Annotated in this window: 17 protein-coding genes; 10 read left to right on the top strand and 7 right to left on the bottom strand. The window is 61.3% G+C overall.

Annotated elements, in window-relative coordinates; genetic code table 11:
* Positions 1–87 precede the first annotated feature (87 nt).
* From FQP90_RS13230 to FQP90_RS13210, 6 genes are all read left to right on the top strand, one after another.
* Positions 88–1,569 (top strand): ABC transporter substrate-binding protein, encoded by a 1,482-nt coding sequence (locus FQP90_RS13230; RefSeq protein WP_439898655.1) that lies wholly within the window; start codon positions 88–90, stop codon positions 1,567–1,569.
* A gap of 131 nt (positions 1,570–1,700) precedes the next feature.
* On the top strand, positions 1,701–2,372 hold the full coding sequence (locus FQP90_RS13225; protein ID WP_144651200.1) for a GntR family transcriptional regulator: 672 nt from the start codon (positions 1,701–1,703) through the stop codon (positions 2,370–2,372).
* Between the two features lie 185 nt (positions 2,373–2,557).
* Positions 2,558–3,703, top strand: a complete 1,146-nt coding sequence (locus FQP90_RS13220) for a phosphotransferase (RefSeq protein ID WP_144651197.1) — start codon at positions 2,558–2,560, stop codon at positions 3,701–3,703.
* Positions 3,704–3,729: 26 nt separating this feature from the next.
* Entirely contained in the window at positions 3,730–5,091 is a 1,362-nt protein-coding gene (locus tag FQP90_RS13215) for an aspartate aminotransferase family protein (RefSeq protein ID WP_208760004.1), read from the top strand.
* Positions 5,092–5,653: 562 nt separating this feature from the next.
* On the top strand, positions 5,654–5,953 hold the full coding sequence (locus FQP90_RS23775) for an MFS transporter (RefSeq protein ID WP_306439412.1): 300 nt from the start codon (positions 5,654–5,656) through the stop codon (positions 5,951–5,953).
* Positions 5,954–6,029: 76 nt separating this feature from the next.
* The gene (locus tag FQP90_RS13210) at positions 6,030–6,884 is read left to right on the top strand and encodes an MFS transporter (protein WP_280115974.1); all 855 of its coding nucleotides are present in this window, start codon (positions 6,030–6,032) and stop codon (positions 6,882–6,884) included.
* 540 nt (positions 6,885–7,424) lie between these two features.
* Here FQP90_RS13210 and FQP90_RS13205 read toward each other — a convergent pair.
* From FQP90_RS13205 to FQP90_RS13185, 4 genes are all read right to left on the bottom strand, one after another.
* Complete coding sequence (locus FQP90_RS13205; RefSeq protein ID WP_144651195.1) at positions 7,425–8,468, bottom strand: NAD(P)-dependent alcohol dehydrogenase; 1,044 nt, start codon at positions 8,466–8,468, stop codon at positions 7,425–7,427.
* A 37-nt stretch (positions 8,469–8,505) separates the two neighbouring features.
* Positions 8,506–10,002 carry a CoA-acylating methylmalonate-semialdehyde dehydrogenase gene (locus FQP90_RS13200; RefSeq protein WP_144651274.1) on the bottom strand — a complete coding sequence of 499 codons (1,497 nt, stop codon included), beginning with the start codon at positions 10,000–10,002 and terminating at the stop codon, positions 8,506–8,508.
* Between the two features lie 402 nt (positions 10,003–10,404).
* Positions 10,405–10,767, bottom strand: a complete 363-nt coding sequence (locus FQP90_RS23655) for a cupin domain-containing protein (protein WP_244296762.1) — start codon at positions 10,765–10,767, stop codon at positions 10,405–10,407.
* Positions 10,768–10,926: 159 nt separating this feature from the next.
* Positions 10,927–11,361: a hypothetical protein gene (locus FQP90_RS13185; RefSeq protein WP_144651193.1), complete on the bottom strand. Its 435-nt coding sequence runs from the start codon at positions 11,359–11,361 to the stop codon at positions 10,927–10,929.
* Positions 11,362–11,765: 404 nt separating this feature from the next.
* Between FQP90_RS13185 and mobF the strand changes: the two genes are divergently transcribed.
* Complete coding sequence (gene mobF / locus FQP90_RS13180) at positions 11,766–16,178, top strand: MobF family relaxase (RefSeq protein ID WP_144651190.1); 4,413 nt, start codon at positions 11,766–11,768, stop codon at positions 16,176–16,178.
* A gap of 237 nt (positions 16,179–16,415) precedes the next feature.
* Entirely contained in the window at positions 16,416–16,754 is a 339-nt protein-coding gene (locus tag FQP90_RS13175; RefSeq protein WP_144651187.1) for a hypothetical protein, read from the top strand.
* A 108-nt stretch (positions 16,755–16,862) separates the two neighbouring features.
* Here FQP90_RS13175 and FQP90_RS13170 read toward each other — a convergent pair whose 3' ends face one another.
* The 3 genes from FQP90_RS13170 to FQP90_RS23320 all read right to left on the bottom strand — a co-directional run bounded on the left by FQP90_RS13170 (position 16,863) and on the right by FQP90_RS23320 (position 19,130).
* Positions 16,863–17,438, bottom strand: coding sequence for a hypothetical protein (locus FQP90_RS13170; protein ID WP_167510484.1), 576 nt, complete (start codon positions 17,436–17,438; stop codon positions 16,863–16,865).
* Positions 17,439–17,556: 118 nt separating this feature from the next.
* Positions 17,557–18,432, bottom strand: a complete 876-nt coding sequence (locus FQP90_RS13165; protein ID WP_144651184.1) for a sulfite exporter TauE/SafE family protein — start codon at positions 18,430–18,432, stop codon at positions 17,557–17,559.
* A 548-nt stretch (positions 18,433–18,980) separates the two neighbouring features.
* Complete coding sequence (locus FQP90_RS23320) at positions 18,981–19,130, bottom strand: hypothetical protein (protein ID WP_167510483.1); 150 nt, start codon at positions 19,128–19,130, stop codon at positions 18,981–18,983.
* A 323-nt stretch (positions 19,131–19,453) separates the two neighbouring features.
* On the opposite strand from FQP90_RS23320, the gene FQP90_RS13160 reads away from it, so the two are divergent.
* Together FQP90_RS13160 and FQP90_RS13155 are read left to right on the top strand one after the other, a co-directional pair.
* Positions 19,454–19,669 carry a heavy-metal-associated domain-containing protein gene (locus FQP90_RS13160; protein WP_144651181.1) on the top strand — a complete coding sequence of 72 codons (216 nt, stop codon included), beginning with the start codon at positions 19,454–19,456 and terminating at the stop codon, positions 19,667–19,669.
* Between the two features lie 63 nt (positions 19,670–19,732).
* Positions 19,733–21,889 carry a copper-translocating P-type ATPase gene (locus FQP90_RS13155; RefSeq protein WP_144651178.1) on the top strand — a complete coding sequence of 719 codons (2,157 nt, stop codon included), beginning with the start codon at positions 19,733–19,735 and terminating at the stop codon, positions 21,887–21,889.
* Positions 21,890–21,905: the final 16 nt, after the last annotated feature.

Here is a 21,905-nt window from a genome sequence, read left to right as displayed (position 1 = left end):
CACCTTTCCTAGGCGGTTCTTTTGCAGCATCCTTACCGACTTTCAGCTATAGGGCTTGCCGCCCTTCTGACACTTACTTCTTGTGGTTTGAGCGACGAGAGGCCTTCTGCGGCCAATAAAGTTGCCGATACCAACCAGCGCATAGTCGTGGACAACTTCCGGGCACCTGTAGCCAACTGGGCGCTGGAGTCGGACGCCGCGTACATCCTGTCGCTGTCGGGCTGCTTGGAGACCTTGACGAAGTACGACCATGCCCAGGGCAAGGTCGTTCCCTTCCTGGCCACAGAATGGAAGCAGGTTTCGCCCCTTGAATGGGATTTCACCATCCGTGATGGTGTGAAGTTCCAGGACGGCACCGGCCTCACCGCAGAAGCCGTGGCGGCTTCTCTAAACTCTGTTCTTAGGGCTAAGGTGCCTGCCAGGGCGTTCGGTCCGAGTGCCATCAGCAGTGTAGAAACAAGGGACGAGAAGACAGTCCGTGTGACGACTCCGGTGGACAGCCCGCTGGTGCCTTTCCGCTTGGCAAGTGTCAATACCGGAATCCTTGCTCCGGCCGCCTATCAGGGCGAGACCGTCAGCCCTTTTGGCCACTGCACAGGGCCGTTTGTGCCAGTCTCGGAGAAGGCCAAGCAGTCCCTGACCCTGGACCGCAACGAGAGCTACTGGGGCGGGGACGTGCAACTTGCCGGGGCTGAGGTCCGCTTTGTCACCGATGGTGCTACCCGCGCGACTCAGGTGCAAACAGGCGAAGCGGATATTTCTCTTTCCATCCCAGCCTCCGCGGTATCGTCCCTGGAGAACGCCCCCGAAGTCTCTGTTCTAAATGCTGACTCGCCACGCACGGCCACACTTTATATGAACAATGGCCGGGCTCCATTCAACAATGTCGATTTCCGAAAGGCCGTTCGCTCGGCACTGGACCTGGACGCCTTGGCTGCCAGCGTGTACGAGGGCGCAGCACTCCCCTCAACCGGACCTTTCGCATCTACCGAACCGTGGGCTTCAGGCAACACGGTTACGCCCAAGCAGAACTTCGAGGAAGCGAAGAAGCTGCTGGCCGACGCGGGTTACACCGCCGGCCGCCCTTTGGAAATCATTGCAATCGTGGAGCGCGCTGAGTTCGCCGACGTCGCTACCGTGATCCAGGACAACCTGAAGAACATTGGCGTCCCGGTCAGTATCCAGTCAAAGGAATCCGTCGCGGCAGAGGCTGAGGTCCTGGCCGGCAACTACGACATGCTCCTCAGTCAGCGGAACAGGCTCATCGATATCGCTGATCCCATTGGCTTTCTGACGGCCGACTACACCTGTAAGGGCACGTACAACCTCAGCCACTTCTGCAACAAAGACTACGATGACGTCATCACGGAGGCGGCCCGCACCTCCAACACCGAGGACCGTTACAGGCTCTACGCCAGGGCAGGCGAGATCCTCGATTCCCAGGCAGTCAACGCATGGCTCGTCAACCAACAAGCCACAGACGCCGTCCGCAGCAACGTCTTGTCGTACGCACAGGATCCCCTTTCCCGCTACGTGCTCACAGCGCAAACCGCGAAATCAGGTTCGTAGCAGCTGGCCTCATCCTTCCGATGCCTTCCCGCGGTGCGGGCGGGCGGACGGGCCCCTGCTGTCGCTGTGCGCCGACAGGCGAGGCGACATGATCAACTGCCCTAAAGTTTACTAACCTGTAACATGGTCTCATGGTCCGACAGATCGAGATTGTGCACTCCTCCACCGTCCAACAAGTCGCTGATGGCCTCACAGCCATGATTCTGGACGGAAGGCTGAAGCCGGGTGAGCGTCTCAGGGAGAGCGTCCTCGCTGATAATCTGCAGCTTTCGAGGAACACGGTTCGCGAAGCCGTCCGGATCGTTCAAGCAGGCGGCCTCGTTCGCCACCGTCCAAATCACGGCGCCATCGTATGGGATCCGACTGATTCCGAAATCATGGACGTGTATACTGCGCGGTTCTACTTGGAGACGACGGCTGCACGGAGCATCTCTGAAAAAACGTCTTTGGCTGACGTGCATAAGGCCATGGAAGACTTCCGGGTGGCTTTACGCAGTGGGGATGCCTTTAGGATCGTCGAAAAAGACCTTGCAATACACAGCGCCATCGTCGGCCTCCTGGGAAGCAGGAAACTCTCGGCCTTCTACCAACAGTTGGTGACCGAACTAAGATATTTCATGTACGTGCTTTCAACTGTCAAGCACGAGTATGAGGATCCGGACGCCCTCGAAGCTGAGCATCAAAGAATCATCGCCGCTTTGGAGACCCGTGATCCTGTCCTCGCTGAGAAGGTCGTTTCGGACACCATCGTTGAATACCGCGATGCCATTAGGCAGATCATCGCAAACCGGCATCCAGTGTAGCTCCAGCCCCTTACCCCGCTGACACAGCGAGTTTAGTTCTTGAGGGCGGTGGAGACCGTTGGGTTCCGCCTCCCCACCTCCATCACGTTCTGGGGAACCTCCCCACCACTCATCGCGGCATTGGCGCGGAAGGAAAAGCATGCCATAATTTCTACTGTTGAACAGTAGAGCAAGCGTGTCTTGGTTTGTCTTCCCCCGACAGTCCGAACGCACAGGATGGATCTCGCCTACGGCACCTGATCGCTTACTCACCACTAGAGGCAGGAGCCAACGACATGGATGTCAGAACCGACTCTGAATTTTTCGATGCGGTCGCATCAGAAAGTGGACTACTAGTGGAGCAGACTCCCAGACCGGATCCTGCCATCCTGGACCTCCTTGCCGGGCTCTACGGACTCACAGGTAAGCTCACGCGGATTCCCACCGAAAAGGACGAGACCTTCCGCCTCCAAGAAGGAAACAACACCTATCTGGTCAAATTGTCGTCACCGGATGAGGATCCGCTCATCGTTCATTTTCAGACAGCCTGCATGGAGCATCTGGAACGTGCATCCCCGGAACTTCCAGTCCAACGCCTCGTTAAAAGCCGTCGTGGCGATCCTGAAGTCCTTTTACCGTCGGTGAACGGGCCCCACGACCAGGTACTTCGAGTCATGCGCTTCATGCCTGGAAACCTATTGGGCAATCACACGCCGACCGGTGGTCAACTACGGTCGTACGGATCAAGTCTGGCCCGTCTTGGCCTTGCGTTGCAGGACTTCGAGCACTCCCATGACGACCGTTTGCTCATGTGGGACCTGAAGCACTTTCACCGCATGCGGCCCTTGCTGGAATTTGTCCATGACAAGGACAAGCGCTCCGTGGCCGAAGACGTCTTCGACCAGTTCGATGAAAAAGTGGTCCCACTCCTCGGTAGCCTGACGACGCAGGTAATTCACGGTGATTTCAGCCCCTTTAACGTGCTAGTCGACCCTCAGGTGCCGGACTACGTCACCGGAATAATCGACTTCGGTGACGCTGTTCGAACCCCGGTTATCTTTGACTTGAGCGTCGCCATGGCAAACCAACTCGGGACAGAACCGCATAGCCCGTGGGAACGTGCACTTCATGTTATGGATGGATTTCGGAGCATCCGGTCACTCCCTATCCAGGAGTGGGAGGCCCTGACGGCATCGGCGTCGGCACGTCTTCTACTACGAGCGTTGATAACGCAGTGGCGGGCAAGCCAATTGCCTCAGAGGCGCGATTATCTCCTCTCCCACTCAAAATCGGACTGGGACCGACTCGCCTCCACGGCAGCAGCGCCGGCAAACTTGCGCCTCACACCCTGAAACCGATCAACTCCCCAGGAGCAACCATGGACAACCCCTCACAAATGACACGCAGGCCATCCAAGCCTATGGTCAACGGCTTTGACCCCTCCCGTATCGATGAGCTTCCGGCCCCAATGCAGGAAAACATCCGGCGCCGGGACCGCAGCCTCGGACCCGGATATCGCCTCTTCTACGACAAGCCGCTGGAAATCGTCCGAGGCAAGGGTGTCACGCTGTTTGACCGGGAAGGAAATGAGTATCTCGACGTTTACAACAACGTCCCGTCTGTCGGCCACGCGCACCCCCGTGTCATTGATGCTGTCCACCAACAAATGCAAACCCTGAACACCAACACCCGGTACGTACAGGAATCCATCCTCAATTACTCCGAACAGCTCCTATCCACGCTCCCTGCTCAACTTGGCCATGTCATGTTCACTTGCACAGGGTCCGAAGCCAACGATTTGGCCATGCGCGTCGCCAAATATGCAACGGGAAATCAAGGCGTCATCGTCACCGCCGGCGCGTACCACGGACTGACTGCCGAAGTAGCCTCGTTCTCACCGTCCTTGGGCGCAGGCGTCCCCCTTGGCGCCAACGTGCGGGTAATCGACGCCCCGGACGCCCTACGCTATTCATCGGACCAAAGTACGTTGGACGACCATCTTCGGACCCAGGTACGCGCTGCCATCGCGGACCTGCAGCGTCACGGAATTGGACTCGCTGCCTTCATCGCCGACAGCATCTTCTCATCGGATGGAATATTCGCAGGACCGGCAGGATTCCTTCGACCGATCATTGAGGAAGTTCACGCCGCCGGAGGACTCTACATAGCGGACGAAGTTCAGCCAGGCTTTGGCCGCACAGGTGAGGAATGGTGGGGCTTCCAACGCCACGGGATTGTCCCCGACATTGTGACGATGGGCAAGCCCATGGGTAACGGGATCCCTATCGCAGCTGCTGTTTTCAAGCCTGAGCTGCTGGTTGAGTTCGGCAAGAATATTCGTTACTTCAACACATTCGGAGGGAATTCCGTAGCCATAGCCGCCGCACAGGCGGTCCTGGATGTAATCCGCGACGAGTCACTGATGAAAAATTCCCTCAAGGTGGGAGTCAAGATCCAAACGGAATTGCGGCAACTCACCCAGGGCCTGGAACAGGTAGCCGAAACCCGTGGAAGCGGCTTGTTCGTCGGCGTCGACATAGTGACTGACGCCTCTTCCCTGACCCCTGATGGTGATACTGCAGCACGCATCGTGAACGAGCTGCGCGAGGAACGAATCCTCATTTCCGCTTCCGGAGCCCAGGGCAACGTACTCAAGTTGCGGCCGCCGATGTCGTTCTCGATGAATGATGCTGATCGCTTGATCGAAGCGCTGGACAGGTCCCTCCGCAGGCTTCACTAAGGCGTCGGACTCGAGGCCTACGAACGATTAGCTGTTATGGGGGTGCTTTCCACTGCGAAGGCACCCCCGAACAACTAGTTCCCTGTCCGGAAGCACAAAGCTCGAATAGCGGTAGTCCTCTCCAGTTCGCGCGGAGAGGGCGAGACCGACTTCCGTCGCCCGTTCGCTGCTGGCCATAGGTGCGAGACGAAGTATGACAACTCATCGCTATTGCGAATGAGTCTTGATAAGATTAGGAATATCTATCTACAAGACTGCCCCACGGATTCACAATGCTCCCTATCTGCCCATGATGGATTTGACCCGCTCAGTCCAGTACGTGCCACGAGCCAGCCACCGTGGTCCTAGTACGCTGACAACATCTTCGGAAGCCCTTCTGCCCAAGCTTGAGCTCGGTATGTTCGCGAGCAACAGGTGATCCGGAAGATCAGACACAGATCCACCACTCAGTTCGCCGCTCGACGTAGACACCGAGTAGAAGCCGCTCCCCAGTTGCTCCTGGCGAGTCAGCTCATTTTCAACATCGGATTCTATTCAGTGGTGCCCTTTCCTGGCTGTTGCCATGCGGAACGACTTCGGTCTCAGCGCGATGGCGATAGGGATCGTCCTTGGCGCGCGAACGTTTGTCCAACAGGGCCTGTTTCTGCTTGGCGGAGCGCTTGCTGACCATTGGGGGGCGAGGGAGTCAATGATCACAGGCTGTTTGGTGAGAATTTCAGGGTTTCTTCTCCTTGCTTGGGCGGCAGACTTTCCTATGTTTCTTTTCGGGGCGGTCGTCACGGGCATAGGCGGCGCACTGTTTTCCCCTGCAATGCAGAGTCTCGTAGCAACTGCTGCGGAGGGGTCAAAGACAACAGGATGATCCGGTAAAGTTAGCCGACGGGAGCATTTCCGCTGCCCCTCAGAAAAGCCAAGGTTCCACGCTCTTTGCGTTGCTTGTGGTTTGCGGTGAAGTAGGTACAGTCGTCGGTCCACTTCTGGGATCCTTGCTCCTCAACACGGGCTTTGACACCTCCTTGGTGGTAGGCGCCGGTGTCTTTGCACTGATGGCTGTGGTCTTTTGGCTTTTTCTACCAAGAACCCAGCCCCGTGCCAGCAGAGCCAAAGCAAGTACGCCGAGCGATACCAGGCCGCCGGGCCTTGGGTCCTGCCTCAAGGAAAAGAAATTCCTGGGGTTTGCCGCCTTCTTTAGCATCAACCTGCTGGCAGCCAACCAACTGTATTTCGGCCTCCCGATAGAGCTCGAACACAGCGGAGCAGGGGTGCATGCCCTGGCGGTGGTCTTTGCCTATGCATCCGTCCTGACCATTACCCTCCAATGGCCGATTGCCAGATGGATGCGACACGCTGGGCCCAAAATAGCGCTTCCCCTTGGTTTTTCCCTTCAGTCCTTAGGATTCGCTGCGCTTGCGGTAATGTCCGTGTTCCCCGCGCCATCGGCTCTCCCAGTTCTACCTGCCGTTCTGCTGGTCACCGGCATTGCCCTCGGAAACATGTGCGTTTTGCCCATGGCGATGGGGCTGGTCCTGGAGTTCTCCGCGGGCCGTCCTACAGGCGCATTTTATGGGCTGCTGGCCAGCGCCGGCGGACTGGCAGTCGTCTTCGGGAATGCCATGCTGGCCCCGCTCTACGAACTCGCCACCACTCCATCAACAACTGCCGTCGCTCCCTGGCTTCTGCTGACCCTCTTTGCGGCAATTTCAGCTGTATTTTTTCGACTCTTCGTCCCCAAATCCCCCGCCCATGCCGTTGGATCAAAGACAGCCCCAGACCGTGGTCACCGAGTCGCGTAATTGCGGATGCCTGACCCGAACCTTCTACGCATGAACCAACAGCCAGAGGATGTTGGGTGGTCGCGGTCGCACCGCGACTTCGGTGTACCGCGTTGCCTTCGTTCCGGCGGCTTCGCAGTTGTCCGTTGACCTCCAGGACCGCATTACGTCTCACGTTCCTGCGATCAGGTCAGTGGCGGTAACCGACCACTTCGCCTGCGCGACGGTATTGAAATCTTACCCTTGCGGCCCCCAACATGGAGATGGCCTACTCCGGTGTAATGGGGCGACGACAAACGGGAGCGTCGATTGAGGTGCGCCGCGCTCCTGATGCTTTAGGGTCAATGACTAAGCTAGGCCCACTGTTGGGCCGAAATGATGCCGCTGCTCATATCTTCAGGACCGGGCACAGACTGACGCGCTTGCGCGCATCAGTCTGTGCCCCTGCTGGCACGTAGCCAGTATTCTCCCCCGAACCTCGTCCGCTCGAGGCCAGTCCAAGGTTTCAGACAGGCGACGAGCACCGTCGAAGGCAGAATAGGAAGAAACGCTGGCGTTTTCTCAGAGTGTTGCCGCGTCTATGACGAAGCGGTACCGGACGTCGCTGGCCAGGACCCGTTCGAAGGCTTGGTTGATCTGGTGGGCCGGGATGACTTCCACGTCTGCTCCGAGGCCTTTTGCGGCGCAGAACTCCAGCATTTCCTGGGTTTGGCGGATGCCTCCCATTTTGGAGCCGGTGAGGGTGCGTCGCATTCCGATGAGGGACCAGGCGCGTTGGCTCAATGGTTTCGAGGGCAGGCCTACCAGGACCATGGTGCCGCCAAGGGCGAGCAGGGAGAGGTAGGCGTCCACGTCGATGTCCGCGGAGACGGTGTTGATGATCAGATCGAGCCGGCCTTTGAGGTATTCGAACGTTTCGGGTTCGGATGTTGCGTAGTACTGTTGGGCGCCGAGCCGGAAGGCGTCCTCCTGCTTCTTCAGTGTCTGGCTGAGGACTGTTACCTCGGCTCCCATCGCGACGGCGATCTTGACGCCGATGTGGCCGAGTCCGCCCATGCCGATGATGGCGACGCGTTTCCTTGGCCCTGCCCGCCAGTGACGCAGCGGCGAGTACATGGTGATACCCGCACACATCAGGGGTGCCGCAGCCTGGAGGGAAATGCCCTCGGGGATGTTCAGGACGTAGTTCTCATCGACCACGATGCTGGTGCTGTAACCACCGGCAGTGGGGAGGCCGTCACGGCCGAACGAGTTATAGGTGCTGGTAGAGCCTTGCAAACAGTATTGTTCCTCGCCCTGACGGCAGTTGGCGCATTCCCTGCAGGAATCAACAAAGCAACCGACCCCAACCCTGTCCCCCACCACGTGGCGGGTGACCTTCCGGCCGACGGCCGTCACCACGCCGGCGATCTCGTGACCGACCACCAGAGGGAACTGAACCCCTGCCCAGTCGCCGCGGGCAGCGTGGATGTCGGAATGGCAGATCCCGGTGTATTTGATGGCGATCAACACATCAAAGTCACCGGGATCCCGCCGTTCCACGGTGCCAGGCTCAAGGCCCGATGTCGGAGAAGAAGCTACATAGGCCTTGGCGATGGTGGGCATACCGGTGGCGTCTTTCAGTATCGGGCTAAGTGGGGATCTAGTTGGAGGGGAAGTTGTAGGAGGCGCCGGAGGCGTGGGTGGGTTCGGGCCAGCGTGAGGTGATGACTTTGCCGCGGGTGTAGAAGGAGACGCCTTCGGGGCCGTAGATGTGCTTGTCGCCGAAGAGGGAGTTCTTCCATCCACCGAAGGAGTGGTAGGCCACCGGGACGGGCAGGGGCACGTTGATGCCGACCATGCCCACGGTCACCGAGCGCTGGAACTTGCGGGCGTTCGCTCCGGAGGAGGTGAAGATCGCGGTGCCGTTGCCGTAGGGGTTGGAGTTGATCAGGGCGATGCCCTCCTCCAAGTCCGCGACGCGGACCACTACCAGGACGGGCCCGAAGATTTCCTCGGTGTAGGCGGTCATTTCGGTGCTCACGTGATCGATCACGGTGGGGCCCACCCAGAAGCCGTCTTCGTGGCCGGGGACCACCAGGTCGCGGCCGTCCACGACCATGGCCGCTCCGGCGGTTTCGGCTTCGGTGACGATCCGGAGGATGCGTTCCTTGGAGGCCGGGGTGATGACCGGGCCCATCTCGGCGTCGGGTTCGGTGCCGTTCTTGACCTTGATGGCCAGGGCGCGTTCTTGAACCTTTTTCACGATCAGCTCCGCTGCGTCCCCCACGGCGACGGCGACGGAGATGGCCATGCAGCGCTCCCCGGCGGAGCCGAACGCGGCGGCGGCAAGGTGGTCGGCGGCGTTGTCCAGGTCCGCGTCGGGCATCACGATCGCGTGGTTCTTCGCCCCGCCCAGGGCCTGGACCCTTTTGCCGTGCTTGGTGGCGGTCTCGTGGACGTATTGGGCGATCGGGGTGGAACCAACAAAGGAGATCCCATCCACGTCCGGGTGGGTCAGGAGCCCGTCGACGGTTTCCTTGCCGCCGTGCAGGACCTGGAACACGCCATCGGGCAGGCCGGCCTGCTTCCAGAGCTTGGCCAGCAGCATCGGCGCGGACGGGTCACGCTCGGAAGGCTTGAGGATGAACGCGTTACCGGTCGCGATAGCCATCGGGGCCATCCACAACGGCACCATCACCGGGAAGTTGAACGGGGTGATACCGGCCACGACGCCCAGGGGTTCACGGAAGGAGAACACATCGATGCCGGTAGAGACCTGGTCCGAGTAATCGCCCTTGAGCAGCTGCGGGATGCCACAGGCGAACTCGATGACCTCCAGGCCACGGCCGATCTCGCCCTTCGCATCGGAGAGGACCTTGCCGTGCTCGGCGGTGATCAGCTCGGCGAGTTCGTCCACATGCGCGGCGACGAGCTCACGGAACTTGAACAACACCCCGGTGCGCTTGGCCAGGGAAATATCGCCCCAGGACTCCGCGGCCTTCTTCGCCGCAGCCACGGTGGTATTCAAATCGGCTTCGTTGGCCAGGCGCAGTTCCGCCGAAACCTGGCCGGTCGCCGGGTTGTACACCGGCTGGGTGCGGTCGCCCTCACCGGTGGTCTCAGCGCCGTCAATGAAGTGGTTGATAGCTTGGTTCATAACTAACGTGCTCAAGGGTAAGTCCTTTGCAAGATCAGAGTTCGGGGCGCGGGGGTGAGCCGTATGCTTGACCGGAGTGAGTTGGGAAGCCTTCTTCTCCAAAGGTTCTCTGCATTAGGCCGTGTTGCCAACTGCACCTTTTCAGGCGTATCTCGTGGGATGACGACGATAGATAAGACCCTTGTGGATGCCGTATCAAGAGCCGGGAAACAGGGGGTTACTTCCGATGTCGACGGAAATCTTCGCTCCCGACAAGCCTCTACGAGAGTGAATGATGCGAAAAGGACCCAGACCGATTCATGCCAAATCAGCTGGAGTTCCCGCCTGAAGTCAACTCCAGTCATGGTAGTCAGGAGACGAGGGGCTCAAAAATCATTCCGCGATAGGCCCCTCGTTTGGTTTCTAGTCCTGGGGAAGGTCTGTCACTACCCACATTTTCCTGAGGGTTTCATGGACCGTCCACGTGCCCGTCCACCCTGCCGGCGTGACGAACAACGTTCCGGGGCCGACCTCGAAACTGGTTCCGTCCTCTTCGACGATGGTCGCCGTGCCACTTAGAATGACTGCTGGCTGTGGACCGGTGCGGTCGGCGATGACGGTTATGGCCGGTACTGGATCAAGACCCCGACAGGTCAACAGGCTGTCCGTCCACAGCGCTTCGCTCATCTGTTGCTGACCGGTGAACAACTGGACCCTGTCACCAAGCTCCTGCACTCCTGCGATATCCCGATCTGTGTCCGAGCGACGGGCGGACCTGACAGTCACCTGGTTCCTGGCACACAAGCGGAGAACCTGATTGACCGGTCACAAAAGAGACGCCACGCCAACGCCCATTCGTGGCGTTGGCGCGGCGTCGGTCGCGCTAACTTCACCGCTCAGTCGCGGCAGCTCCGTGATGCGCTCAAAGACCACGGGTGGGATGAGTCAGTGATCCGACCCCTCATGTCCGGACACGACCCCGACGCTCCCACTCTCTTCTGAATCCTGGACCTCGGCAGTCGCAGCATCGGCCCCAGCCTTGGCCTTTTTCGGTGTGGCTACGTTGATGCTGCGGACGTAGGAAACGCTGACGTCCAGGAGCTCGGCGATGCCCTGCCTGGTCTCGCCGGTGGCGAGCATCTTGCGAACAGTTTCCTTCGCGTCATCAATAGCCGCAGCCGCGTTCTTCTTTGCCGTGGCGATCAGTTCTGCTGCCTGCCGTTCGGCTTCTTCCACCCCGGCTTCGGCCATCATCGTTGCGGCATGGTAGTCGGTAGCCAGCGACTGAAGCGTCGCTTCGCGTTCGCGCCGTTTCGCGGCCAACTCCTCGGTCTTCCGGCGTGCCTGAACGATCATCGTGTTGCGTGTCTTGCCAGCCATCACGGCCCCCTTTGGTGTGGTCGGTTTTCTGTCTCCGGTCCCCATTCTTGCAGAAGGCACTTGGCCAACCGGAAACCTAGCGGTTAGAAGCCAACGCGTGTTCGATCTGGAAGGGCCGGGCGGGGCGGCCCGGTCGGTTTGTGTGCGCTGGCAGGAGTTAGACACAACTTGCCCTGGGCAGGCATGGAACCTCTGTTCCTTATCGAGCTGTGCATAACCCCTGCCAGCGAGTATCAACAATCAAAGCTGCCGCTTTTCATATGGATACTCGCATCAATCCTGATGGACTCAATCCGACGTTTTTCGAACCGATACTCGCTAGCTCGCATCAAGCTCAAAACACCAAATTCAGTCACACCTCTTGCATTTCGAATAAATGAGGTCGATTCCGCTAGAATCGGGGCATGATGTCGCTGCACGTTCTCAGTGCTGGCACCGGTTACCTGTACTACACACAGGAGACCGCCAGCGGTGATGAGCTGCGCGCAGGCGACCGCCAGTTGGGCGACTACTACACCGTCCAGGGCCTTCCGCCGGGCCAGTGGCTCGGCCGCGGAGCCGAAGCGCTCGGCGTCTCGGGGCCCGTCACCGAAGCCCAAATGGCCAACCTTTTCGGGCAGGGCCGGCACCCCGAATACGAAGCCATGCTGGCTGCCAAGATGGCTGACGGTCTCTCTGCCAAAGCGGCCGAGAAAGCCGCCCAAGCCGAGGCGAAACTGGGCCGCCGTTACTACGACTACGGCCCCAAGGACAACGCCCTGTCACAGGCCATCAGCGTCCGCGAGAGCGACTTCGAACGCATGCAGGGCCGCAAGCCCACGGCAGCCGAACGGCACCGCATACGGGCCACAGCAGGGGCGGTGATGTTCCGTGAGGGACACGGACGCCCGCCGGCTTCCAAGGAGGAACTGGGCAAGTACATCACCGCCCAGTTGCGGCCCCAGCAGAACGCCGTGGCCGGGTACGACCTGACCTTTACCCCCGTGAAAAGCATCTCCGTTCTGTGGGCTCTTGGCGATACCGACACCCGCCGTCTGGTCGAAGAAGCCCACCAAGCGGCATTGAAGAAGTCCGTGGAGTATCTGGAAACCCACGCCTTGGCTACCCGGTTGGGTACCAACGGCATTGCCCAGACCTCCGTCAAAGGTGGACTGACGGCGACGGCATTCCGGCACCACGATTCCCGTCTCGGGGATCCGAACCTGCACACCCACCTTGTGGTCTCCAACAAGGTCCAGGACCTTCAAGGTAACTGGAAGACCATCGACGGCAAGCTGCTTCACCGCTCTGCCGTGGCCGTCTCGGAGCACTACAACACCCAGATTCAGGCCTACCTTGAAGAGCACGGTGTTCAGTTCGAAGCCCGCACGGTCAACGGCTCCAAGCAGCCCGTCATGGAAGTAGCGTCCGTTCCGCGGGAACTGAATGCGCTCTTTTCCAAGCGCAGCGCTGGGATCCGTTCGAGCCTGACCGAACTGCGCCAGGCGTACGAAGAACAGCACGGCCACAGCCCCGACCAAGCCGCCCTGATCAAGCTCGCGCAGGCCGCAACACTGGACACCCGGCCCGACAAAGAGAAGCCCAAGACTCTCGCCGAGCAGGCCAAGGCATGGCGGCAGGAAGCCGGCACTCTGTTCACGGAGAAGGACCTGACCCGCATCACCGGTGCCCGTTCCCGGACACTGCGTCCCGTGGCTGCCGACATTGATATTGACGCGACGGCGCGTCAGATCGTCGCGGCCGTTTCTGACAAGCGCTCCACCTGGACTGCGCAGAACGTCATGGCCGAGGCCAACCGTTGGGCACGCGAATACGCCGTCGAACACGGACCTGTCCCGGCAGGGACCGTGGAACAAGTGGTCTCCCACAGCCTCAGCACGGCATCCGTGCGCATCACCCCGGACCAGGTTCACGGCCGGTTCGAGGCACTCACGAGAAACGCCGGAACGGCTGACTTCAACCACCGCACCGATACCCGGTACACCTCCACGAAGATCCTCGAAGACGAAAACCTGTTGCTGCGGGCCGGTAAGCAGGACGTCATCCCGGCAGCATCCATGCAGGACTTCGACGCCGCCGTGGACGCCTACAACCTCGCCGTGGCCACCGGCGAAAAGTCCCACCCGCTGGACGCCGGACAGATCGAACTGGCACGCGAATTCGCTACATCATCGAAGCTCCTGGCCGTGGGCATCGGTGCCGCCGGTACCGGTAAATCCAGTTCCATGGGCTTGGTCCGGGCCGCGATCACCCACGCCGGCGGCAGGGTCATCGGCCTTGCACCGTCCGCTGTGGCGGCAGCGAACCTGGGCGAACAGCTGGGCATCACCGCGGCGACGACGGACAAGTTCCTGCTCAGCCCCAACGAGGCGTTCAAAGTCACTCCCGGCACCCTCGTGATCGTTGATGAAGCCGGTATGCAGGGCACCGGCAAACTCGCCGACGTCGTACGGGCAGTGGAGGCCCGCGGCGGACTTGTCCGGCTCATCGGAGATGACCGGCAGCTCTCAGCCGTCCAAGCAGGTGGCGCGCTGCGGTTGCTGATCAACGAAGTTGGCGCAACGGAACTGGAGACCATTCACCGGTTCCACAGCCCCGAAGAAGCGGAAGCGTCCTTGCTTCTGCGTACGCCCACCGAGCATGAGGCTGATCCGTTCGCTTGGTACAAGGACAACGGACGCGTCCAGGCTGGAAGCATCGAAACCGTGGAAGGGTTGGCCTTCGGGTTGTGGCAGAGCCGCCTGAATCAGGGCGACGCCGCGGTGATGATGGCGCCGACCAATGAAAGCTCCCAACGTCTCTCCGAACGCGCCCAGGCCTACAGGATCGAGACCGGCGAGGTCGCCGGCACCGGAACTTCCGTGCAGCTGCGCGACGGCTCCCACGCATGGGCCGGGGACCACGTAGTGACCCGTCTGAACGACTCCCAGATGAAGGTCAAGCGTGGCCGGGACGTCGTAAAGAACGGTGATCTCTGGACCGTGGAAGAAGCCCATGCGGATGGGTCCCTGTCAGTCAGTCACCTCGAGCACGGCGGGACGATCCGGCTCCCCGCCGAGTACGTCTCAGAGCACGTCCACCTTGGCTACGCCGTGACCACCCACCGCGCCCAGGGCATGACCCGCGATGCCGGTATCCCCATTCTCGATGCCTCCACCACCCGTGAGAACGCCTACGTCGCCGCGACCCGTGGCCGGGATGAGAACGTGCTGTTCGTCGCCGTCGAGGAAGGCCAGGACCGGGACAGTGTTCTGGCCGCTATCGCCGGGAACCACAGCCAGGATTCCTCCGCACACGAGGCCATGGCCACCGAATACGAACGCATCAACTCACCCCTGACCCTTGCCGATCAGTACCGCTACGTCACCGAGGAAGCCAACACGCTGCGCATGGCGGCCATGGCACGGCAGATCCTCGGACCGGACGCTGAGAAGTTCATCGAGGCCGAGTCCTGGGGAGCGGTGGCCACGCATCTGGCCAAGGCCGAACAGGGCGGCTGGGACCCTGCCGGGCTGCTGCGCACCGCAGCCGGCCAACGCGAGTTCGAGACCGCCGATGACCTCTCCGCCGTGCTCGCCTGGCGCGTGGAAAAGATCATGGACAAAGCCCCCGAACTGATCACCCAAGCAGGGGAACGCCCCCTGCAGGGACTCGCCGATGAGCAGCTGGCCACCCTCCGCGCAGAAGCCGAGGCCGGTGCCCGTGCCGCCCGCGAAGCAGCTGCAGTCCACGGCCCGAAACCAGCCGACCACTGGACCAACCGCCGACACGGCAAGCTCACCGACGCCGAACTTGAACGACGGATCTTCACCACCCGCTTCACCGCACGGGAAACCACTTCCATCAACGACCCGGCACAAGCCCGCCGCGCCCACCAGCAACTGCGAGCACTCCAGGACGAACACAGGATCCGCAACCAACAACTCAAAGAATCCCGGCGCACCGCCGAAACAGCCGAACGCGGCGGCCGCAGCGCCTACGGGCAGAACCCCGCCGCCGGTGCCCACACTCAACGTGCATGGGGACACGAAACGATCGCCGCCCGCGCCCGGGCTGAGGAACGCCTGCGCACCCTCACACCACGCCCCGCCACTGCTGTGCAGGCGCCGGACAGGTTGCCCGAATGGCTCGCACCGTCACGCGCGGCGACAAGCCCGTACCTGCCCCAGCCGTGGAAGGAAGAACTCGCAGCCCGACGCGAAGTCCTCGCCGCAAGGTTCGACGAACGCGGCCACCTTCTGGCGGCCATGCCACCGGAATGGGCACAGAAACTCGGACCCGTCCCGGCACGCCCCGACGCCGCCCAGCAATGGCGCGACACCGCGGCAAGCATCGAAATGCTCCGCGCCCGCTACAACGTTCCCGAAACGGAGGCCACACCAGTGCCAGAGCGGTTCAGAAACGACGAGATCGGCCAGCAACTCCACGACCAGGCAGTGACCGTCTCCAAGCGCTCACACGCCCTGCCCGAACACACCACCGACCAGGACCGGACGCTTGATGCTCTGCGGGCGGTCGAGGACAGCAAGGACACCCACGCCCCTGAAGCGCCCGCGCAGCGCGCAACCGACGCGGACCGGGAAGCCAACGCCCAGGAGCCAACGGCAATCACCCCAGCCCAGACGGAAAAGCCACGCCTGCGCAGCCGTCTGGAGAAAATCACGGCCGAGCGGAACGCCGCACGGCTCGCGGCGCAGCAGCAGTCCCAGCCGCAAACCCAGGAAACGGCCGAGCAGAAAGACGCCGCCAAACAGCAGGCCGAACGGGCAGCGGCCCAGGCCCGCCAAGACCAGCGCGATCAGGGCCGCGAACTCTAGCCGCAGGCATCGCAAGACACCTGCCGTGGTGGCGGACGTACCCGTGGTGGTCGGCGGTCCTCACAGCCAACCTCAAGCTTTGGGTGGGCATAATGCAACCGAAGCTTCGGTCAACCGCTATTTGACCGGGGCTTCGCCAATTCCGGCGCCGGGAAGCGCCGGCCTGTAGCGGGTTGTGTGCGCGGAGGCCAGCGGTTTTCGGTCTATGTTGTCAGTCCCTGCCCGTAGGTTAAAGCCGTGAATAAACTACCGAACGGGATTGATGGAATCCTCGAATATTTGGCGGAAATGGCAGCCGGATACCAAAACCACCTCAAGTGGAACGAAGTGGCCATGCTCAAGGCGGATCTGATGAACATGCCCCACAGGTGGGCAGGAGTTTCCTCTAAACATATCGCCGACCGATGCCTCGAACTGGGGATGAGGGCCGAAGATGTTAAGGAGATAGAGCTGCTGGTCACCAAAGCCCAAGCGGGCAGGAGATTAGTGCCCCAGCGGTCTTACAGGGACCATCGATTCAAGCCGCATGTTGCGGCCCCGGACTCACCCACGTTGAAAACGTCCAGAGAATGGTAGCTGCGGGCGACGCCCGACTAACGACGCCAAGTCGCGGCCACTGTAGCCCGTAGCCCTGCCTCCCAAATAACCGTTCTGGTCAGGGTCACTGGATGATGCCGCCGAGGTTCAGGAAGAAGGGTGTTCGCTTGCATCCCATCGCTTTTGGGCTCCTTGCCGGGTGATCCCAAATGCTCTGCCGATCTTGTCCCAGGAGATGCCGTCGGACCGGGCTGCGGCGACGGCCTCATTGAGCTGGATCTCGATCTTCTTGAGTTGCTCACCCAGGGTCTGGATGGTGTGGAGATGTAGGTCTGGGGCGATATGGGAATGCCATTGAGCCAGGAACAGCGGTTCCAGGTCTTCCCGGTCGCTGACGTAGGTGGCGTCATCACTGGAAGGATCCCCGACGTAGATGTGATGGCGGGTGAGGTCTTCTTCGGCGGGGTCCCAGACTCGGGTCCACAGCGTGTCCAGAATGACGTGCTTCTTGAACGGTTCGCAGCTGCAGGCGACTTTCCAACCGACCACCTGCGATGGCGGGCGCCAGGCCGGGCTGTCCGGGTCGTCGATTTCCCAGATGGTCGTGCCGTCCGGGTTCATCAGGCTGATCTGCATGTGCTTTCCGCCGGAGCCGTACATACCGTCGGCGAAGACGCAGACAACATAGCCCTCGTGGTCGCTGCCCTCGGTGAACCAGCCCATCGCGCTTCCTTTCATCGGCCTCCGGTTGCTACAGTGATCAGTATGCCTGATAGCAACCAAAGTTGCCAAGCGTTTCAGCTTAAGCAACTTTACTTGTCATAATCACGGTTATCGGCGTTCAAACCACGGGAGTAGAAGTGAAGCTTCCACAGAAATAGGCTTGCGTCCTTGAGTCATGGTTCCAGACTTTGACGGACGACAGGAGCAGGAGCGCAACGAGCAGTGGGAGGAGGACCAGGGATGGGATAACTCCGAGCAGGAGTCCGCCGATGATGGTTCCGGTAATGGAGCCTAGGGTCATGGTTACGAGGAAGCGCTTGTTCTGTCCGAGGACGGAGAAGCTCTTGTCCCGGCTGAAGCGGGCGAAGGCCACGAGCATGGTGGGCAGTGAAACGGCAAGGGAGAGGCTGCCTGCGATTTTGATGTCGGTGCCAAAGAGCAGCACGATCGTAGGGATGAGCAGCTCCCCGCCGGCGACTCCCATGAGGGCTGCCACGACCCCGATGATGACTCCGGCGGCGACGCCTGCGATGATTCTGGGGGCGTCCGCGACGGTGAGTGGGTCCACGGCGAAGAAATGTGTGCAGAAAAGCAGCGCTGCGATGAGCGCCAACAGCGCCCCGATCACCCTGTAGAGGGTTTTTGATTTCAGTCTGGTGGCCCAGTGCGCGCCGATCCAGGCGCCGATGAGGCTTCCAGCCAGTAGGTTAAGGACGATAAACCAGTAGGGGGAAAGATCCCCGATCGGGATGGCGAAGAGCCTGGCCGGTAATGCTGTGATGACGACGATCAGGCTCATGGCTTTGTTCATGATGATTGCCTGCAACGCTGCGAAGCCGAAGACCCCGATCAGCAGCGGCAGCCGGAACTCGGCGCCGCCCAATCCGATCATGCCGCCCAACACCCCGATGATGGCACCGGCGAGGAAAACCAGGGCCACGGACTGTTCTCGTGCCGGTCCCTGGAACGACAACGGCCGAACTGCGCTTTTCATGAGTCGAAAAGTATCACTTCATGCGCTGCCTGAAGGGCGCGGCTCCATGGGACCGCGGCCAGCGGCAATGCTTCATGGTTGGCTCCGGGAGAGCAACCGCGTCGGGGCAGTTCCTTTGCGTCAGCTGCGGTACGGTCGCGGCATCAGCGTTGCTGATATCGGGGTGAGTCAGGGGATCCGGGCAGGACTGCACGTGGGGGGTGGAAACCGGTCGCTACATTCGCTTTCCAGCGGTCCGGGCTTCGCCCGCCTGCAGCGGGAGTCCTCCCCGGTGCCGCCTCGCAATTAATGATGTTCGTGCTGGTCACCATGCCGGTGGCCGTTCCCGCCACCCGGGATACCGGTAGTTGAGGCAAGGTAGGTCCAGCCGGCGTCACTGAGTGCGTGGTACGCAATGTGGAGTTCTCTTGCTGGCTCTGCGACGGAGGCGGTGTCGCGTTGTTCCAGAACGGGGATCAGCTGTTGGGTCGCCGCAATGAACCAGTCTGCGGCGGGCTGCAGTTCCTCAGGCCAGGCAGTTATTGAGGCCGCGATGCCGGCATTGCGGATCAGGGGGCCCAGATTGGGTCTATTTTTGGTTCTGCCCCGGTCAATACGGTGGCGATGCCGTGGAAGCCAACGGTGTCGATGTGGGTCAGGGCCGCGAGCAGCCCTGACGGGGTCACGGACGATCCCATGCCGGAGTGAGTGCGATCCATTGCGGTCTCCTAGGGTTTGCTGCTTCAAGAATGGCTTTCCACGACGGATGTCTCAAGAGACTTCATGTCCCATGCCTGACGACGAGTTTGCACCAGCCTTGCGCGATATACCCCCCGGGGGTATATTGATCGTGTTGTCAGTGAGTGGTCTGTCGCGGAGGACTTTTGGGGTCCCTCTTTACTGCCGTTCAACCACAGCACCCATCGCATCTTCTGCAATGAATGGAACTGACATGCAAACACCATCACGTACCGAACTGCCATTGACGTCCACCGGGTCCGGTTGTAGTTGCTGCTCGACCGGTGCCGGCAAGACTCCCGGCATGAACACCGCCGGTGTGGAGTACGCCATTGAGGGCCTGACATGTGGCGGCTGCGTGGCCAGCGTTGAAAAGGCAGTCGCTGCCCTCGACGGCGTTGACACGGCAACCGTTGCACTCGTCCCCGGCGGAATCTCCCGCCTGACTGTTGCCGGACCCGCGGGGCTCTCCGCGGTCCGCGACGCAGTCGCGTCGGCTGGATACAGCCTGACCAGCTAGTTCGAACCCACTCGGCCTGCGCCGCCATGTGCGATGCCGCGGCCGTAACTGGAGGAGTGCACCATGGCAGAGCACAACCATCATCACAGCCACCCGTTACCGGTCCGTGAAGCGGACCGGGGCGGTACAACCATCCCTTCACGCAACGTGGATGGGCCGGAGCCAGCGGCCCATCAGCACCACAACCACGCACAGGGCCACGAAGACCGGGACGATCATGCCGTGCACAGCCACGGCCAGCACGCCGGGCACAGCACGGCAATGTTCAAGGACAGGTTCTGGCTGACCTTGGCCCTGTCAGTCCCTGTTGTCTACTTCAGCCCCATGTTTGGGCATCTCCTGGGGTATATGCCGCCGGAGTTCCCGGGCTCGGCATGGATCCCGCCCGTCCTGGGCACGGTGATTTTCCTCTATGGAGGCATGCCCTTCCTCAAGGGCGGTCTGAACGAGCTGAAGTCCCGGCAGCCGGGCATGATGCTGCTGATCAGTATGGCCATCACGGTCGCGTTCGCGGCGTCCTGGGCGACCAGCCTGCGGATCGGAAACTTCGATCTGGACTTCTGGTGGGAGCTGGCGCTGCTGGTGGCCATCATGTTGCTGGGCCACTGGATCGAAATGCGCGCCCTCGGCTCGGCCCAAGGCGCCCTCGACGCCTTGGCCGCACTGTTGCCCGATGAAGCCGAACGTATCACCGGCACCGGCGTGGAAATCGTCTCCGTCTCCGAACTTCGGACCGGGGACAAGGTCCTGGTCCGATCCGGGGCACGGATGCCCGCCGACGGCACCATCGTGGACGGGCAGGCAGAGGTCGACGAATCCATGATCACCGGCGAGTCCAAGACAGTACTCAGGGGTGTCGGGGATCCCGTCGTGGCAGGAACTGTGGCCACGGACAACACCGTCCGGGTTACCGTGACCGCGGTCGGGGACGACACTGCCCTGGCAGGCATTCAGCGTCTGGTGGCCGAAGCCCAGGCTTCGTCCTCCAAAGCCCAGGCCCTCGCGGACCGTGCCGCGGCGTTCCTGTTCTACTTCGCCACCATCGCAGGGATCATCACATTCATCGCCTGGACCCTGTTGGGAAGCCTGCCCGAAGCCGTGACCCGCACCGTCACGGTGCTGGTCATCGCCTGCCCGCACGCGCTAGGCCTGGCAATTCCGCTGGTGATCGCCATTTCCACCGAGCAGGCCGCTCGGGCAGGGGTGCTGATCAAGAACCGGATCGCACTGGAACGGATGCGCACCGTCGACGTCGTGCTGTTTGACAAGACCGGCACCCTGACCAGGGGAGAACCTGAAGTCAGCAACGCGGCCACCACCGAGGGCGGCCACACCGATGATCTGCTGGCCCTGGCCGCAGCAGTCGAATCCGACAGTGAACACCCCGTGGCCCGTGCCATCGTCCGGGCAGCACACCACAAGGGACTCCAACTGCCCAACGCCGAGGGTTTCACATCCATGACAGGCCGGGGGGTGCGCGCCACCGTTGAGGGTCGCACCGTCCAAGTGGGCGGTCCGGCTCTGCTGCGCGAACTCGGGCTCTCCGAGCCCGAATCCCTGGCCGCTTCAACCCTGGAGTGGATGAAACGCGGCGCTGCGGTGCTTCATGTCATCGACGGTGATCGCGTCCTGGGTGCCGTCAGTCTTGAGGACGCCATCCGGCCCGAGTCCCGACAGGCGGTAGCAGCCCTGCAGAGCCGGGGCGTGAAAGTCGCGATGATCACCGGTGACGCCACCCAGGTAGCGAACGCGGTGGGCGCGGAGCTGAACATCGATGAGGTCTTCGCTGAAGTCCTTCCGGCAGATAAAGACAAGAAAGTCGCGGACCTGCAGGCACGGGGAATGAAGGTGGCAATGGTCGGTGACGGGGTCAACGACTCTCCCGCGCTGGCCCGAGCGGAGGTCGGCATCGCCATCGGAGCCGGAACTGATGTGGCCATGGAGTCAGCCGGAGTGATCCTGGCTGGTAACGACCCACGGGCGGTGATGTCCATGGTTGACCTGTCCAGGGCAAGCTACGCGAAAATGTGGCAGAACCTCGTGTGGGCCACCGGATACAACGTCATCGCGGTGCCCTTGGCAGCGGGTGTGCTGGCCTTCGCCGGGATCGTCCTGTCCCCGGCAGCCGGAGCAGTCCTGATGTCAGTGTCCACGATCGTTGTCGCCCTCAACGCCCAACTGCTCCGCCGGGTGAAACTGAACCCCTCGCAAGTTCGTTGAACCAACAGTGAACCGG

Source organism: Paenarthrobacter nitroguajacolicus (genome assembly GCF_007786235.1).
Taxonomy (GTDB): Bacteria; Actinomycetota; Actinomycetes; order Actinomycetales; family Micrococcaceae; genus Arthrobacter; species Arthrobacter nitroguajacolicus_A.
This window is presented reverse-complemented; position numbering and strand designations above follow the sequence as displayed.